At 44.9% G+C, this 16,346-nt stretch carries 13 protein-coding genes; 5 read left to right on the top strand and 8 right to left on the bottom strand.

The annotated features are described in order from the left end of the window. Positions 1-145: 145 nt before the first annotated feature. The 3 genes from B9Y89_RS04815 to B9Y89_RS04805 form a co-directional block, all read right to left on the bottom strand. Positions 146-1,246 (bottom strand): ABC transporter ATP-binding protein, encoded by a 1,101-nt coding sequence (locus B9Y89_RS04815; protein ID WP_085522038.1) that lies wholly within the window; start codon positions 1,244-1,246, stop codon positions 146-148. An 87-nt stretch (positions 1,247-1,333) separates the two neighbouring features. After that, positions 1,334-2,251 (bottom strand): PucR family transcriptional regulator, encoded by a 918-nt coding sequence (locus B9Y89_RS04810; RefSeq protein WP_176222103.1) that lies wholly within the window; start codon positions 2,249-2,251, stop codon positions 1,334-1,336. A 92-nt stretch (positions 2,252-2,343) separates the two neighbouring features. Beyond that, positions 2,344-2,559 carry a DUF5342 family protein gene (locus B9Y89_RS04805; RefSeq protein WP_085522034.1) on the bottom strand — a complete coding sequence of 72 codons (216 nt, stop codon included), beginning with the start codon at positions 2,557-2,559 and terminating at the stop codon, positions 2,344-2,346. An 855-nt stretch (positions 2,560-3,414) separates the two neighbouring features. Here B9Y89_RS04805 and B9Y89_RS04800 point away from each other — a divergent pair. Continuing rightward, positions 3,415-4,566, top strand: coding sequence for a DUF445 domain-containing protein (locus B9Y89_RS04800; protein ID WP_085522032.1), 1,152 nt, complete (start codon positions 3,415-3,417; stop codon positions 4,564-4,566). Positions 4,567-4,721: 155 nt separating this feature from the next. After that, positions 4,722-5,081, top strand: coding sequence for a YlbF/YmcA family competence regulator (locus B9Y89_RS04795; RefSeq protein ID WP_085522030.1), 360 nt, complete (start codon positions 4,722-4,724; stop codon positions 5,079-5,081). A 741-nt stretch (positions 5,082-5,822) separates the two neighbouring features. Here B9Y89_RS04795 and nagE read toward each other — a convergent pair. Then, positions 5,823-7,787 (bottom strand): N-acetylglucosamine-specific PTS transporter subunit IIBC, encoded by a 1,965-nt coding sequence (nagE, locus tag B9Y89_RS04785; protein ID WP_085522027.1) that lies wholly within the window; start codon positions 7,785-7,787, stop codon positions 5,823-5,825. 395 nt (positions 7,788-8,182) lie between these two features. On the opposite strand from nagE, the gene B9Y89_RS04780 reads away from it, so the two are divergent. Beyond that, positions 8,183-9,019, top strand: coding sequence for a Cof-type HAD-IIB family hydrolase (locus tag B9Y89_RS04780; RefSeq protein WP_085522025.1), 837 nt, complete (start codon positions 8,183-8,185; stop codon positions 9,017-9,019). 224 nt (positions 9,020-9,243) lie between these two features. On the opposite strand, the gene B9Y89_RS04775 is transcribed toward B9Y89_RS04780, so the two are convergent. The 4 genes from B9Y89_RS04775 to B9Y89_RS04760 are packed head-to-tail and all read right to left on the bottom strand — an operon-like array spanning position 9,244 to position 11,879. After that, positions 9,244-10,710: a PH domain-containing protein gene (locus B9Y89_RS04775; RefSeq protein WP_176222102.1), complete on the bottom strand. Its 1,467-nt coding sequence runs from the start codon at positions 10,708-10,710 to the stop codon at positions 9,244-9,246. Continuing rightward, positions 10,703-11,167, bottom strand: coding sequence for a PH domain-containing protein (locus B9Y89_RS04770; RefSeq protein ID WP_085522021.1), 465 nt, complete (start codon positions 11,165-11,167; stop codon positions 10,703-10,705). Before B9Y89_RS04770 ends, B9Y89_RS04775 begins: the two co-directional genes overlap by 8 nt. Positions 11,168-11,213: 46 nt before the next feature. After that, positions 11,214-11,675 (bottom strand): NUDIX hydrolase, encoded by a 462-nt coding sequence (locus B9Y89_RS04765; RefSeq protein WP_176222101.1) that lies wholly within the window; start codon positions 11,673-11,675, stop codon positions 11,214-11,216. An 18-nt stretch (positions 11,676-11,693) separates the two neighbouring features. Then, positions 11,694-11,879 (bottom strand): YhzD family protein, encoded by a 186-nt coding sequence (locus tag B9Y89_RS04760; protein WP_085522017.1) that lies wholly within the window; start codon positions 11,877-11,879, stop codon positions 11,694-11,696. A 286-nt stretch (positions 11,880-12,165) separates the two neighbouring features. Between B9Y89_RS04760 and B9Y89_RS04755 the strand changes: the two genes are divergently transcribed. Continuing rightward, entirely contained in the window at positions 12,166-13,410 is a 1,245-nt protein-coding gene (locus tag B9Y89_RS04755; RefSeq protein ID WP_085522016.1) for a metallophosphoesterase family protein, read from the top strand. Further along, positions 13,407-16,334 carry an AAA family ATPase gene (locus B9Y89_RS04750; RefSeq protein ID WP_085522014.1) on the top strand — a complete coding sequence of 976 codons (2,928 nt, stop codon included), beginning with the start codon at positions 13,407-13,409 and terminating at the stop codon, positions 16,332-16,334. The genes B9Y89_RS04755 and B9Y89_RS04750 overlap by 4 nt, the downstream gene beginning before the upstream one ends. Positions 16,335-16,346: the final 12 nt, after the last annotated feature.

Below are 16,346 nucleotides of genomic sequence, written 5' to 3'. Positions count from 1 at the left end.
GGAAATGAGCATTTCCTTTTCTAAATTGATGGTTCCATAAAAACGAGCGCTTTTCTCCATAAACAATTAATTAGACCCTTTCAAAAAAAAACGAGCCTGAGAATTCAAGCTCGTTTTTTCGCGTCATGTATTTGTATCGATCAGCTTATCGGATCCGTAATTCGTTTTCGATATCAAAGAAGTGGACTTTGTTCATATCGAGGGCCAGTTTCATTTGTTGTCCACTGGAAATGTCTGTCCTTGAATCAATGCGAGCGATGATTTCGTTATCATTGATGCTTGTGTAAAGATAAGTTTCCGCACCCATTAATTCGGCAACGTCAATGTTGGCGTCAAAGGACGTATCTTGAGAGGATTCGATAAATACGGGTTCATCATGAATATCCTCAGGACGGATGCCAAGCATGACTTCTTCACCGACGTAACCATGCTGACGGAGCGGCTTCATTTTTCCCTCTGGGACTTTAAATTTGTTATCACCAATAGTAGCATAGCCGTCTTCCAGTTTGACATTTAAAAAGTTCATGGCTGGTGAGCCGATAAAGCCGCCGACAAAGATATTTTCGGGTTCATCATAGACATCTTTGGGCGCTCCGACCTGTTGGATGACCCCATCTTTCATAACGACAATCCGCGTGGCCATGGTCATCGCTTCTGTCTGATCATGGGTGACATATATTGTTGTGGTTTGCAGACGCTGGTGCAGTTTGGAAATTTCTGCGCGCATTTGCACCCGCAATTTGGCGTCCAAGTTTGATAATGGTTCATCCATTAGAAACACTTGTGGGTCACGGACAATGGCCCGACCAAGCGCGACACGCTGGCGCTGCCCACCTGATAATGCTTTTGGTTTCCGGTCTAAAAAATTTTCAAGGCCGAGAATCGAGGCCGCATTGTCAACGCGTTTCTTAATTTCATCCTTTTTGAATTTACGTAGTTTCAATCCGAACGCCATGTTATCATAGACGTTCATATGTGGATATAATGCATAGTTTTGAAAAACCATCGCGATATCACGGTCTTTCGGGGCGACATCGTTGACGACCCGGTCGCCAATCTGCAATTTTCCGTCAGTAATGTCTTCGAGTCCAGCGATCATTCTTAGAGTGGTTGACTTTCCGCAACCTGAAGGTCCGACGAAAACGATAAATTCTTTGTCTGCAATAGACAAGTTAAAATTATCAACCGCTTTTTCGCCACCCTTATCATAAATTTTACTGATATCTCCCATTTCGATGCCAGCCATTGTTTGCTCCCCCTTGATCATGAATAAGTTAACTCTATTGTAAGCGGTTTAATAAATTAAGTGAATTGACGATTTGCATGAAATTTCTTATTTCTTTTGTTCAATAGTGACAAAAGACGCCACACGATGCTTGGTGAGCGTCAAGTATATCGTGACTGCATCCAGAAACTGCTTGGGGTCAAGGCCCGTTTTTTCTGTAAACCGCTCAAGCCGGTATTGCAGGCTGTTACGATGAATGTAAAGTTTTTTTGCGGCACTGGAGATGTTCATATGATGTTCCAGGAACGTCAGCACCGTATCGACGATCTCTTGATCAAGGTCTTTAATCCGTGCGTCAATGGGGTGAAAGGACGATGGATGATGGTCCAGCACATCATTTTTAATAAGCTCAAGTGGCAGCAAGGTCGCATATTGAAAGGTGCGTTGTTTAGGATAAGTTAATCGTGCCAAATAAAAAAGCTGTTTTTGCCGGGAAAAGATCGTTTCCGCGATTGTCAAATCCGTCATCATTGGGCCATGAAAAAGGTGAGCATCAAGAAATAAATCGGCTGCTAATAACTCAGTCAACTCATGAATGTCTTCAGGTTGTTCCGCGCTTTCATGAATAATGACGCCCGATTGCGCGCTTGTCCACAGCATAATCCCATTGCCAGGAAAAAAGCCGGAGATCGCTTGTTTGACTTCATCATAGTCTTGAGGTTCCCGTTTAAAATAAAAATGGATGAATGCGAAAGGGGATTCGCTGACATTTTGTTCAGGGGAAGCGCCGGTTAATAAAACACGTTCCCAAAAACGCTCGGCATGGGTTTGAGTTTTTGTCGGTGGATGAACCGGATGGCACTGTAATGCGAGTAACTGCCATTCGTTATGCGTTACGGCTGTTTTTAATAGACCGAAGCGGGCCAGAGCCGTGTCCTGAAACCAATAATAATTGTCCGGTTGGTTAATGGCCTCTTGTTCAGTGACCAACGCCTCTCGATAAATTGCTTTCAATTGTTCATACATGGCCTTCATCCTTGAATGTTAGGTTATTATTATAAATAGAAATTGCCATGGTTGCCTAAAAAAGTGGGTGTTCACGGGTGCGTTTGCTATGACTAAGTATCATACACGTGAAAAAGCATGAGTTCATGGAGTTGGGACATAATGGGTTCTATTTCGCTATCAGGCGGGGTTGCTGTTTGCCAGTCAACCTCACCATTATAATGGTAAATCGCCCTGTACGGCTTGCCGTGATAAAAAAATGATATTTGGTATTCCCTACGCCGATTTTCACTCGAGAAAAAAGGTTGATAGGTAAAATGGGTTAGCATCATCTTCACCTCTCATTAAACAATATCACGGTTTCCCGATGAATGAAAGCGGTCAATCACTTTGTGTGGATCGATCTTGTCTCGTAGCAAGTGCGTTGTCCCGAGGTTGTCCCGCACTGTCATAAAAGTGTCCCGTATTGTAAAGATTCTGTCCCGAAAAACACCAATCTAGGAACGCCCTTGTCCCGTAGCAGGTGCGTTGTCCCGAGGTTGTCCTGTATTATCATAAAAGTGTCCCGTATTGTAAAGATTCTGTCCCGTAAAACAACAATCTAGGAACGCTCTTGTCCCATAGCAGGTGCGTTGTCCCGAGGTTGTCCCGCACTGTCATAAAAGTGTCCCGTATTGTAAAAATTCTGTCCCGTAAAACACCAATCTAGGAACGCCCTTGTCCCGTAGCAGGTGCGTTGTCCCGAGGGTGTCCTGTATTGTTATAAAAGTGTCCCGTATTGTAAAGATTCTGTCCCGTAAAACACCAATCTAGGAACGCCCTTGTCCCGTAGCAGGTGCGTTGTCCCGAGGTTGTCCTGTATTATCATAAAAGTGTCCCGTATTGTAAAGATTCTGTCCCGTAAAACAACAATCTAGGAACGCTCTTGTCCCATAGCAGGTGCGTTGTCCCGAGGTTGTCCCGCACTGTCATAAAAGTGTCCCGTATTGTAAAAATTCTGTCCCGTAAAACACCAATCTAGGAACGCCCTTGTCCCGTAGCAGGCGGCTCGTCTCATAAATCGTTTTTATAAGAATGTTTTCGATGCAAAAAGGATGGGGTAGGTTGTATAATATGAGAGGAACTTATCTGAATCGTACGATGGATGTATTTTTCAAAGCAATAGAGATAAAGGATGAAGGATAATGGGTTTTTTTTCAGTGATTGGAATGATAGGCGTGCTAGTTATCGCTGGAGCAGTGATTGGTGGTCTCACCAATTCCATAGCGATTAAAATGTTATTTCGACCGTATCAGGCGAAATATATAGGAAGCTGGCGCGTGCCGTTCACACCAGGGTTGATTCCGAAGCGACAGGAGGAAATCGCCAGCCAACTCGGTCAATTGGTGATGAAGCATTTATTGACTTCGGACAGCATTAAGCAAAAGTTGAATGAAACCGACTTACAGCAGACAGTTACTGATTCGGTTAAAGCGAAAGCTTATGATTGGCTGGATGCTGATGAAGCGGTCGAACAGTCGTTGTCAAAATGGCTAGGTGGCGAGCAGCCTGTCGATGAGATGGTAGATAGGTTGGAATCGGGCATGGAACGCATCGTTCGTGATTGGTTGGCGAGCCATCGAAATTGGGCTGTCAAAGATATACTACCGGAGACATTGGATACGTCCATTGAGCAAAAAATGCCTGAAGTCGCTGGAGTGATCACACAACATATTGTTAATTATTTAGAAAGTCCGGATGGCAAGGCGGAAGTAACTAAGAAGCTTGATGCGTTTCTGGAATCTAAAGGCATGTTTGGCGGCATGATCCAAATGTTTCTCGGCAATCAAAGCATGGTCGACAAGATTTATCCTGAGCTCATCCGATTTTTACGGGAACAAGGGCTTGAAGACGTGATTAGCCGGATGTTGCTAGATGAGTGGAGCGCGATTAAACAGAAAACGATTGCCGAACTTGAAGAACAATGGGCCTATGAAGGTGCGCTGGAACATTATGTATTAAGCGTTATGGACGAGCGCCAGCCTGTAAAAGCATTGTTTGCCAAGCGGCCATCTGAGCTTTTAGGCAATCAGGTGAAAGATGACATTGATCAACTTGTACCTCGAGCGGTTCAGATGCTGATGATGCGGTTGTCCGACCGTTTACCTGATTTGCTTAAGTTATTGAATTTGGAAGACGTGGTCACACGGCAGGTCCAGCAATTTTCAGTGCAAGAGTTGGAACAAGTGATTTTAATGATTTCCAAAAAAGAATTTAAGATGATAACGTATCTTGGGGCTTTTATCGGTGGTGTGATCGGGGTGTTCCAGTCACTCCTAATATTCTTGATGAATTAATATATGTCGGTTGATTTGCTTAAAAGGTTTGACTCTACTACACTGGATGTCAGAATGACAATGTCCCAATTTTGGTTGACTGGACATGCTTGAAATAGAAGAATATAACATTTGTGTCCGTGGGATATAAAATTGACAATATGTGGAGGTTAACAATGAGTAATCCGTATGATGTAGCTTATGAGCTAGAAACAGCGATCCGTAACAGTAAGGAGTACACTGCACTAAAAGATGCGTACGCTGCTGTTAATGAGGATGAACCAGCGAGTAAAATGTTCGAGAATTTCCGTAATCTGCAATTGGAATTGCAACGTAAACAAATGCAAGGTGAAGAAATCTCCGAAGAAGAAGCACAGCAAGCTCAACAACAGATGCAATTGATTCAACAGCAACCAACCATTGCAAAACTGATGGAAGCTGAACAAAGCATGAGCACGATCATCAATGAATTGAATCAAATCATTACCAAGCCGCTTGAGGAACTATACGGAACATCTGACCAAGCCCAGCAATAACTGTTAGAAGAAAAGGAAGCTAACTCTTTTTTGGAGATAGCTTCCTTTCCTGTTTATTTGGGGAGATGGAGGTGCTTATTTTTCGGGGGAGCGCTCACTTTTTCCGAGGAGCGCTCAATTTTTCTGAGGAGCGCTCAATTTTCGAGAGAAGCGCTCACTTTTTCCGGGGAGCGCTCAATTTTTCTGAGGAGCGCTCAATTTTTCGGGGGAGCGCTCACTTTTTCCGGGGAGCGCTCAATTTTTCTGAGGAGCGCTCAATTTTCGAGAGAAGCGCTCACTTTTTCCGAGGAGCGCTCAATTTTTCTGAGGAGCGCTCAATTTTCGGGGGAGCGCTCACTTTTTCCGAGGAGCGCTCAATTTTTCTGAGGAGCGCTCAATTTCCGAGAGGAGCGCTCACTTTTTCCGAGGAGCGCTCACTTTTTCCGGGGAGCGCTCAATTTTTCGGGGGAGCGCTCAATTTTTCTGAGGAGCGCTCAATTTTTCCGGGGAGCGCTCAATTTTTCTGAGGAGCGCTCAATTTCCGAGAGGAGCGCTCACTTTTTCCGAGGAGCGCTCAATTTTTCTGAGGAGCGCTCAATTTTCGAGAGGAGCGCTCAATTTTTCTGAGGAGAGCTCAATTTTCGAGAGAAGCGCTAACTTTCCGAAAATCCCGCCCACATTTTTGCTTGAAACCTGCCATTAACGCCATTCATACATAAAAAAAGGAAGCGATGATTCATCGCTTCCTTCCTAATAGCTACATTAATTGATTTCCATAATCTCGTTGTCACCTTGGTTAACGTCACCGGTTTTTAAGAGATTGAGTGACTGATCTTCCGACATATTGGTAAAGACAACAGGCACAACTGCGGATGGGGCTTTGGCTTTAACATGATCAAGATCAAATTCAAGCAGTTTTTGGCCGCGCTTGACCTTATCGCCATCTTGAACCAAGACTTCAAAGCCTTCACCTTTTAAGTTGACTGTTTCCAAACCGATGTGAATTAATATTTCATAGCCTTGATTGGACGCAATTCCAATCGCGTGTTTCGTAGGAAAAATGTTCATGATTTTACCGTCAACGGGTGCGACAACAGAACCTTGAGCCGGTTCAATGGCAAATCCGTCACCCATCATTTTTTGGGAAAAGACTTCATCAGGGACTTCAGTGATCGACATGATTTGACCTTCCACGGGTGCCCCAAAGTCCTCACCTTTCAATGGCGGCAATTGATTCCCATCTGCCTCTGGTTCAGTCGCTTGTTCCGGTGCAGGGACCTCGTCGTCACCCGAAGCCATCCGTTCTTTCATCGCATCAGCCACGAACTCAACCTGGGTGCCGACGATGACTTGTAGATTGGTCTTGCTCATCTTCATGACACCATTGGCGCCTTGGGCTTTCAACCTGCCTTCATCGACCTTCGACATGTCGTTGATTTTCAGCCGCAGGCGGGTGGCACAGTTATCAAGTGATTGAATGTTGTCTTTGCCACCCAAAGCTTGCAAATATTGATAAGCCGTTGCGTCGTATTTTCCATTAGAGGTCGTCGACTCAGAACCTGACTCATCTTTTGAACCAGATGATCCAACTTCTTGGTCAAACAACCAAGAGGCAACACCAGCGCCTTCGCCTTCTTCTCGGCCAGGTGTTTTTAAATTAAATAACGTAATGGCGAAATAGAAGACAATAAAATAAATCACACCGTAAATGAAGCACTGTAAAAGTAGCAACCATTGACCTTGGGCGAGTTTGAATTGTAAAACATAGTCAATAAACCCTGCGGAGAAGCCAAAACCGTAGTGAATATCTAAAAGATTAGACACAATGAGTGACGTTCCAGCTAAAAGAGCATGAATGACATAAAGGACAGGTGCTAAAAACATAAATGAGAACTCAATCGGCTCGGTAACTCCAGTTAAAAATGATGTGAGCGCTAAACTAAACATTAAACCGCCGATGACTTTCTTATTCTCTTTTTTAGCTGCTAAATACATAGCTAGACAAGCCGCAGGCATACCGAACATCATGACCGGATAGAACCCTGCAGTAAAAATCCCAGCTGATGGGTCACCGTGCAAGAATCGAGTAATATCTCCGTGCCATGTTTGGCCGCCCGCATCAAATGATCCAAATTCAAACCAAATAAATGTATTAACGACATGGTGCAAGCCAAATGGAATCAATAGCCGGTTAATGACCCCGTAAACGCCAGCTCCAATGGCCCCAGCGTTGATAATCCATTCACCAACAGCGTGAATACCGTCTTGAACAAATGGCCAAATGATACCAGCGAGCCCGCCCAAAATAACCATCGTTACCGTCGTAATAATGGGGACAAAGCGTCGGCCGCCGAAAAAGGCCAAGTAATCTGGCAGCTTGATTTTATGAAATCGGTTATATAAAAGTCCAGCAATAATTCCGGAAATGATACCGCCTAAGACGCCCATATTTATGGAATCATCGACACCCTGGGCCGCATTTGTGAGTACAAGATAGGCAATTGCACCAGACAAGGCTGCAGGGCCGCTCCCGTCTTTAGAAAAACCAATGGCGACACCAATCGCAAAGATGATGCCAAAGTGACCTAAAATGCCGTTTCCGCCCTCGACCATGAAAGGAACGTCGAATAAGCTCTCGTTACCTAGGACCAAAATGATCGCGGCTGCGGGTAAGACGGCAATCGGAAGCATTAAAGATTTTCCGATTTGTTGTAAAAAGCCTAGCATGTTAAAACCTCCTTATTTAATTAGTCCAAATGACTCGGGTTGTATGACATCTATTCTCAATCAATACCCACTCATTTATCACGTCCTTAATTATATCACTCAGGGCGAAATGATTTTCGATGTTATCGCTTTCTTAATGGCATGGTAGCACAAGATAATATAGATGTCTAGACATTTAGAGGGAGGCCTTTTTATCCAGACAAAGTTCTTGGTATTTACGGATTTAATGTTATGAATCCATGATTATTTCAAGTTTTGGTATAGACAACTATATTGAATTTCCTCGTATAATACTTTGGAGAAATTTGGTCATTGCCTGTTCTATTTCCTGCTTGCCGGACATATCATTTAACAGAAGGCCTGAACATACTTATACGGAAAAAAGGGGGATTACCTTGGTTTATCGCTTACTAGCACTGGACATCGATGGCACCCTTTTGGGAAGTAATAACCGATTAGACAAGGAAACAAAAGAGGCCGTGGCTTATGCGAAGGAAAAAGGTGTCGCTGTAACGTTGGTCTCAGAACGGCATTTTCATTCGGCGGCAAAGGTGGCGAAAGCACTCAAAATTGATAATCCCATTATCACCCACAATGGGGCGTTCGCGTCAGATGCCATTGATGAACCGATCTATACGAACAAAATTGATTATGAAATTGTTAAGCAGTTGGTTGAGTTTCTGGAAACCTACCCGTGCCAAATCCGCGTCTCGCACGAAAGGTTAGCGGTTAGTAACAAACCGAAACAAAAAAATTTAATTGCTAAGATGACGGTGGGTCTCAACGAATCACCATTTTATCCTGTGACTTACGTTGATTCGTTGTCGGAATACTTAATGGATCATCGCGATGATGCAACCGAACTGAGTCTCACATTATATAATGAGGATAAAGAGGATATCACGATGGCCATCAATGATTATTTTCCAGAAATTCATGTTCAAGCCGAAGATGATTACAATTTGACGCTGACACAATTAGGGACATCTAAGTACAATGCGCTCGTCTACTTAGCTCAACATCTAGGATTTTCATTAAGTGAAACCGTTGCGGTCGGCAATGATTATAATGACACGGAAATGATCGCTAAAGCAGGTCTCGGTGTCGCGATGCAAAATGCCCCGAAAGAGGTCAAAGATGCAGCAGAATGGGTGACGCGGTCTAATGACATGAATGGTGTCGGCTATATGGTTAAGGAAGTGTTCCGTAAACAAATGCGCAAGCAGATTTGAACCCTTGATTGAGTCAAGGGTTTCCTTTTTGTGTTTTAAAGGACAAGTATGGTTATTAGGTCACATTAATATCAAGTTAGGGTAAGTGCCCGCGGAAAGCGAAGTATTTTGATGAAGCGATGACAGGAAGGAATGACTATTCTAAACAAATCATCCGAACTGATTAATAGAAAAGTTCGGATGACTCTGTGACTCATATACTTTTGTCACAGCCTCTTTTTCGTCTAGGGGCGATACCAATCCAAAAGATGATAAGCCGTTTTTCGCGGTAAGTCTCTGACTTTGAATGTTTTTCCCGCTAGAGACGCCATGACGGAAAATTGGGCGGTTGCCGCGTCAAAACGTTTTTGCATAGGTGATGATGAATGGCTCATGGCCTGGATGCAGTGTTTTTTAGTAATGACGGTTGTTTTAGCTAAGGTTCGGAAGGTGAACAGGAGTTGCTCCTTGGATTGCCCAAATCCGCTATCTTTATAACATAAGTAGCTGTAAAGCACCGCAAGCGGCAGTGATAGAAAGGCCAGCCATCCCCAAGGGAATAGAATGGACAGCACAATGCTAATCACGACGGGAGCTGTTGCTGCTCGAAATAGTTTGAGCCATAGGCTGTTTTTTCTGATCGCAGTTATCTCTTGGGAATAACTGAATGCCGGAATAATGTTTCCAACCAGCTTAGGAATGTCTGTTTTTTTAATCAAAGGATAGACTAACACTGATGTCCCAGCACCTTTACCGGGTTCACCGCTGCCTGAAGCACATTCTGCATAAATGGTGGCATAGCCGAGCGGCTGCCGCAGTAATCCTTCAGTAATACGGATCGCCTGAACGCGGCGCACTGGGATTTTCTGTTCTTTTTTTTCAAGAATCCCTCTCTTGATCACCCATTCTTTTTCATCGGCCGTCAAGCTGAAAGCCTTCATACGGAAGAACATGACAATGGCCGATACCACCCATAATACAGCTAAACATAGAATGATAAACACAATCAGGAACACGACTGATGTGTGCAAAACAGTTCCCCATAAATAGGTGTAAGTATCCTCAGGAATCACATCGCTGAGCTGGGAATAGATCGCTAAGAAACCCGCTAAAATGAGACCGACGGCAGATGATGTCAAGCTGACAACCACCTGTTCTTTAAGCGTTAATTGATAAAGGGTCTTGGTCTCAGGAGGCTTTAAATTTTCCTTATCATGGGAATCTGTTGATGATGCCATGTTCGTTTGTTGTTTGTTATGGACAAATGCTTTAATCACATCGGCCTCATCCTTAGTAATCGCGGGCAATGTGACTTCAGGTCGTCCGCGGCTACCAGCCGTTTCGATATCAAGTGCGGCTAATCCGAACAACCGGTGGAGTACATTCGCACGGGTTCTCACCGATTGGATACGGTTATACCTGACGTATCGTTCACTTTTTATGACGGCGCCCCTTTTCACGTAAATGTGTTCGTCCTCAAATCGATACCGATACCGCAGCCATTCAATGACTCCAAAGATCACATAAATAAAGAGCAGACCGACCATCACAAGCGAAGGGATCCAATCTTTCCAGCTGCTGTCACTGATATCCCCTTTGAATGTTAAAATGATGGCCAAAATAATGGGTACAATAATTTGCTTGATTGAATCGGTCAGCCTAAGAACCACGGTTAGCGGATGGAGTTTTTTCAAATCAGACGACTCAGACATCCTCATCACTCACCTTAATCAGTGCGGCAATGTGATCCCGTAGCTGGTAAGCTTCGGTCTCGGGCAATGCCGGTATCTCATGGGTGGTCGCTGCTGTATGGATTTTAATCGTCGCTAAATGATAGCGTCTGAGATAAGGCCCTTGAGCATGGTCGACGTGCTGGATACGAATCATGGGTACGATGGTTTGTTGGATGATGATGACCCCATGCTTAATCAAAATAGCCTCATCATTGACACTGTAACTCCAACGCCGCCAACGAAGTCTGGGCCATATGATGACAAAGGCTCCCGTATAGACAAGAGAGCAACCGAAGAGGATTAAATCAATCCATGTTGGCCACTCAAAATAAAATGTGGCGACCAAAATGGCGATGGTAACCAGCCAAAAAATAGCAGCAACAGTCGCTTGGCTCCACCGCCACACTAAGATCGCCCGGGGATCAATTTTTTTCATTGCTTCAATCCTTTCTATTAAATGAAACGGAAACGGAGCGTTCCGTCTAGTCTAGAAAGCCATTCAATTTGGCAAGCAAAAGCGCGTGCCCGAGTTCAGCGCTTTTCCACTCACCGTTTTTAATGGCATCTAAAATAATTTGAGGCTCGAATCGGTGGACAGTTAACTGCTCGTCATCATCGAATTGGGGCTGCGTTTCATCAATGATGTCATTGGTGAAAAAGAGGTGGGCGACGTGATTCGATACACACGGATCAGAATAAACCGCGCCCAATGGATGCAGCGTTCCGCAGATGAGTCCCGTTTCTTCACGTAACTCCCGGCGTGCACCATCTTCCGGTGCCTCGCCGGTTTCACACCCGCCTGCTGGCAATTCGTAGACGCTGGCATCCACAGGCTCGCGATACTGCCGAACTAAAATAATCCTGCTTTGATAGTAAACAAGGACACCAGCCGCATGAGGATGAGGGTCATAGATATAGGGATCATCATGAATGGTTGCTGTCATGGTGCTCACCTCCATTATTTACCGATGAAATAAAACGAGTTTACCGTCAGATGACGTTAACCGGTGGGTGTGCTGGCCAAATTGTTTCTCTTGTAACCTTTTGTCACCTAATTGTTTAGCCTCATTTTCACTTGAAGCCTCTAGCATTTCATTTAGTAATGTTTCTCCCGATGGATCAAAAACGGTTAACATGTATTGACTCATGAACATCAGCTCCTTTATTTTCTATATTCTGACCGACGCATAGCATCGGCGGATGTTGCGGTATTAGTCGATGGTCCTATATTGTATATATTCGTATTATAACTATGATAATCCTTTGAAAAAGATCCGTTCAAGAGAAATTTTCTAATAAATAAGTGTGGACGTTTGCTCATCTTCAGTCTAACCTTGTCCATGAACTCATGAATCCCATCCCTCCAACCCAAGAAATGCACGACATGCTTATGATAAAATAGGATCAAAGATGATTAGGAGGGAGTGTTAGGATATGGGCGTCACATTTTTACATGCGGCTGATCTTCACTTAGATCGTCCGTTTAAAGGCTTGTCTCATGTGCCCGAGTCTCTTTCTCATCGCATTAGGCAAAGCACATTCACAGCCTTTCAGCAGCTGATCACTGCAGCAGTGGAACACAAAGTTGATTTTGTCGTCATTGCCGGCGACTTGTTTGACGGCCATCATCCGTCACTGCGGGCCCAGAGATTTGCACAGAAACAATTCCAACGCCTGGCAAAGAACGACATCTCTGTATACCTGGTGCTTGGGAATCACGACTTTGGATTGCATCAGCGTCTAGAGCAGACGTTTCCTGAAAACGTTCATGTGTTTCCGGAGGATGTGTCGGTCCAGTCATTCCAAAAAGAGGGAACCACCGTCCATTTATACGGGTTCAGTTATCCGGAACGTCATCTGAAGCAACGAAAGATTGATACATATGAAAAAGTGGATCATGCTGATTTCCATATCGGTATTTTACATGGTTATCATGAAGACGGTCAGGATGATCATGATGTGTATGCGCCTTTCCACTTGCAGGATTTGTTGGACAAACAGTTTGATTATTGGGCACTTGGGCACATTCATCAAAGGCAAATGCTCCACGATGATCCACCAGTTTGCTATCCAGGAAGTTCGCAAGGCTTATCCATTAAGGAAACGGGGGAAAAAGGCGCTCATATTGTCAACCTAGATCATCAGTATGGAGCCGCTATTCAATGGTTGCCGGTCCATGATGTTCAATGGACTGACCCTGTCGTCGATGTCTCGCAAATACAAACGGCAGAACAACTGAGCGAGCATCTTGAGCAGATTAAGGAACAGTTGAGACAGCCGCAGACAGGGGTGCTTGCGCGCATAACCCTGACAGGGGCGAGTCCGATCAAACGCTTGCTGCTTGAACCGTACCACCTCCAGGATCTCCTCGATACTCTACATGAAGGTGAAGAAGAGGCGCCGGACTTTGTCTGGATTTTGGATTGTCATGACGCTGTCGTCCCTGAATATGACCGGGAAGCGTTAAAGAATACCAATCACTTTTTAGGCGATTTGGTTCGGTTGCGGGACACAACGGAAACGATTGATGACTGGCTCGAGCCGCTATATCAACATAAACGAGCGGGCCGTTATCTGGCGTCGCTCAACCAGCAAGAACAGCAGGAAGTGCTCGATGAGGCCGAAGCGTGGTTAATCGAACAATTAAGTCAAGCGGGAGAGGGGGGGGCTTTAGATTGATAATCAAAGAGGTTTATATGGAAGCGTTCGGTCATTTTCACCAACAACGCTTCGTCTTCCAGTCGGCGCAGTTCAATACCATTTATGGGGCTAATGAGGCAGGGAAAACGACGCTGATGACGTTTATCATTCATATGTTATTTGGTTTTCCCCATCGAACAACGCTCTCTCCTTATATTCGAGAACAATCCGGTGGACGATTGACGGTGGATATCGAAGGGGAGACTGTGATCATTGAGCGATATGCCGGTATTAACAAAGGCCGGGCAACGCTTTTCCGGGAAAATGGTTCGATTGAATCTGAAGATGTGCTGGCAATATGGCTGCAGGGGATGAATCAAACGCTGTATCAACACATTTATGCCTTTGATATTGATGGGATTGCTCACCTGGAAAAGCTCTCTAGCGAAGATTTGAATCATTATCTATTCAGCACCGGTATGATGGGTAATGAACGGATTAGTCAAATTGAACGTGTTTTGGACAAGCATATGGGCGAGCGCTTTAAGCCAGGCGGTCGCAACCCGATGATGAATCAAGAACTGAAAAGTCTGGATGATAAACGGGGCCAGCTTAAGGACTGGGAAAAACAGCGGCAAACGTATGATGAGAAAATCAATGAATGGGAAAACGTGCGCGAGCGTGAGCAGGAATTACGTGAGCGGCGTGCTGCGTTGCAGGAAGAAGCCTTACAGTACCAACGCTATCAAAGTGTGCTCCCCTTATTAGTCGAACAGCAGGACATCAAACAGGCTCTTGATCAGCAGCCTAAGCAGACGTTTCCAGATCAAGGTCTGGAACAATTGGAGTCATTGCGATCCAACATCATGACATTGGAAGGTGAACAAGCGGAGAAACAAGATAAGATTAATCGGATCAAGGAACGGATCGACATGATTCGGACGTATCCAGACATCCTTCGCGAGGAAGCGGCGATCAAACAGTTGATGTCTGAGCAGCCGACCATTGAACAGGCACGTCGCAACCGGGATGAGGTGAGCCACCAACTTGCTCATGAAAATCAAGCATTGCAAGCAACCATGGAACACTTAGGTCCTGAGTGGACGAAGGAGACGATACGGAACGCTGAAATTCATATCGAAGCGAAGGATCAATTGCAAAAAGTATTACAGCACAAGCACACCCTCGAACAGAAAAAGGAACTGGTGGAACAGCAGCTAGACAATAGCACGTCCCAATTAGAGCGTTTACAAGACAGGCTGACAAGCTTGAAAAGCCGTCTGCTGACTGAAGAAAAGCGCAAGCAACTAGAACAAGCCACACAGTCCAATTCTGACGCGCATGCTGAGCGGGATTGGCTAGAACACCAACTTAACACGGCAAGGGGATCGTCTCAACTTCAAAAAGCTATCACCCGGACCCAGAAAAGTCTTACGGTGACTCTGAGTTTGTTAGCGATCGCTGGTGGTTGGTTGGGCTGGCAACAGCTTGATAGAGTCTTTGGCCTTTTGGCGTTTGCGGTGATCGCGGCTGGTGCTTTAGCGGGCTATATGGCACTCGGCCGGTTGAAAAAGACGTGGACAACCTCTCAGGAGCAAATCGACGATTGGCAGCGGCGACTTAATGAAGTGGCATCGTCATCACCATCGACAACGGACAGAGAATTACTAGAAAATGACCGCCGTCTTCGCGTGGAATATGATCACTTACAACAGCAATTTACTGACGAACAAGACCACAATCAGCGGATCCTTGAGCAGTTGGATACCCATCAACAACAGTTGAACGACGCTCTTCATGCGATTTATCACTGGTTACAGGACCATGGTTTTCCCCAGACAACGACGATCGATTTGCTGCCGGATATTTACGATTGGGTGGCTGAGGGCCGGCGCCAGCTTATGCAAATCGAGGTCTATCAGAACAAAAAGGTGTCACTAGAGGAACAGCTGCAGCAATTCAAACAGGGCGTGGAAACAGTTGGACAGCGCATTAGTATGGACAACGCCCATGCTGCCGGACTTGAACAATGGCTGGAGACAGCCAAGGCTGCTGAGCGTGATGTGTCACACCAGCAAGCTATTCTGGAGCAATACGAAGAGGACGTTGCTGGATTACAGAAAAAAATCGGTTATTATCAGGACCAAATTCGTCAATTGCTTGCTCAAGCGGGTGTTGAGAGTGAGGAAGCTTTTCATGAAAAAGGCCGGCACATAGAGCGACAACAGCAACAACAAACGAGACTGCAGGCATTAAAACAACAAATGACAGTGACTGCAGGGTCCGAAGCCCTATTGGTGAAAATTGAACAATGGTTTGCTAAGGGTACGTGGTCAGAGCGAACGCAAGCTATGATTGAACAAGACATTCGTGATATTGACCAAAACCTTCAAGAATTACAAGATCAACGCACGGCTTTACAATCTGATATTAAGTATTTGGAAGATAATGAAGCGTATCCAGAATTAGTGCATGACTATGAACAACTTAAGGCCAGTTTTAATCATCGAGCCAAGGAGTGGGCGGTCTATCAAACGGCGCTGCAGCTCTTAAAGACAACCAAGCGAACCTATCAAACGGAAAGACTTCCTTATCTATTGAAGCAAACATCAGCTTATTTTAAGATGGTGACACATGGACGCTATGAGAATGTTCAATATGATGATAACCATGGCTTTTATGTTATGGCTAGCACTGGTGAACAAAGGTTTGTTTCAGAATTGAGCCGTGGTACCAAGGAGCAGCTATATGTCTGTCTCAGATTGGCACTTGGGCAAATGTTTGAAACACAGACGGCTATGCCGATGATAATTGATGACAGCCTGGTCAATTTTGATCGTCAGCGTCGGCAGGAAACGCTAGACTTATTAAAGCAGTTCTCTAAGCAGCATCAAATGATTATTTTGACGTGTCACGAAAGTCAGATTGAGGATTCGGGTGAATTTGTCGAGCTCAGTTTATAGAAGGAGGTTGCG

The sequence above is a fragment of the Tuberibacillus sp. Marseille-P3662 genome, from assembly GCF_900178005.1.
In the GTDB taxonomy this organism is placed as follows: domain Bacteria; phylum Bacillota; class Bacilli; order Bacillales; family Sporolactobacillaceae; genus Marseille-P3662.
This window is presented reverse-complemented; position numbering and strand designations above follow the sequence as displayed.

What these genes read in the sequence shown, in the direction of transcription:
- B9Y89_RS04795 (WP_085522030.1), top strand. Translation starts at nt 4,722, where the DNA reads ATGAGTAATCCGTATGATGTAGCTTATGAGCTAGAAACAGCGATCCGT.
- B9Y89_RS04815 (WP_085522038.1), bottom strand. Translation starts at nt 1,246, where the DNA reads ATGGCTGGCATCGAAATGGGAGATATCAGTAAAATTTATGATAAGGGT.
- B9Y89_RS04765 (WP_176222101.1), bottom strand. Translation starts at nt 11,675, where the DNA reads ATGACAGCAACCATTCATGATGATCCCTATATCTATGACCCTCATCCT.
- B9Y89_RS04800 (WP_085522032.1), top strand. Translation starts at nt 3,415, where the DNA reads ATGGGTTTTTTTTCAGTGATTGGAATGATAGGCGTGCTAGTTATCGCT.
- B9Y89_RS04805 (WP_085522034.1), bottom strand. Translation starts at nt 2,559, where the DNA reads ATGCTAACCCATTTTACCTATCAACCTTTTTTCTCGAGTGAAAATCGG.
- B9Y89_RS04775 (WP_176222102.1), bottom strand. Translation starts at nt 10,710, where the DNA reads ATGTCTGAGTCGTCTGATTTGAAAAAACTCCATCCGCTAACCGTGGTT.
- B9Y89_RS04770 (WP_085522021.1), bottom strand. Translation starts at nt 11,167, where the DNA reads ATGAAAAAAATTGATCCCCGGGCGATCTTAGTGTGGCGGTGGAGCCAA.
- nagE (WP_085522027.1), bottom strand. Translation starts at nt 7,787, where the DNA reads ATGCTAGGCTTTTTACAACAAATCGGAAAATCTTTAATGCTTCCGATT.
- B9Y89_RS04760 (WP_085522017.1), bottom strand. Translation starts at nt 11,879, where the DNA reads ATGAGTCAATACATGTTAACCGTTTTTGATCCATCGGGAGAAACATTA.
- B9Y89_RS04755 (WP_085522016.1), top strand. Translation starts at nt 12,166, where the DNA reads ATGGGCGTCACATTTTTACATGCGGCTGATCTTCACTTAGATCGTCCG.
- B9Y89_RS04810 (WP_176222103.1), bottom strand. Translation starts at nt 2,251, where the DNA reads ATGTATGAACAATTGAAAGCAATTTATCGAGAGGCGTTGGTCACTGAA.